1 protein-coding gene is annotated in these 277 nt (G+C 58.5%); it reads right to left on the reverse strand.

The window, feature by feature from the left end; genetic code table 11:
- Window positions 1-277, reverse strand: a 277-nt coding sequence (locus NPS47_RS25560; protein ID WP_274297463.1) for a GTP-binding protein, incomplete at both ends; no start/stop codon positions are given.

Consider the following 277-nt stretch of genomic DNA (forward strand, 5'->3'; position numbering starts at 1 on the left):
TGGCTCTGGGATGTAGCTGTCCAGAGTTTCAACCAGACGCTTGACAGCGGTGGTGCCCATTTCGTTGTCGTCTTTGCCTTCCAGCGCCATCCGAGCCGAACCGATGATGATCGGAGTGTCATCGCCCGGGAAGTCGTAGGTGGACAGCAGGTCGCGAACTTCCATCTCGACCAGTTCCAGCAGCTCAGCGTCGTCCACCAGGTCAGCCTTGTTCAGGAAGACCACGATGTACGGAACGCCAACCTGACGGGACAGCAGGATGTGCTCACGGGTTTGC

The sequence above is a fragment of the Pseudomonas putida genome (assembly GCF_028682475.1).
Taxonomy (GTDB): Bacteria; Pseudomonadota; Gammaproteobacteria; order Pseudomonadales; family Pseudomonadaceae; genus Aquipseudomonas; species Aquipseudomonas putida_AG.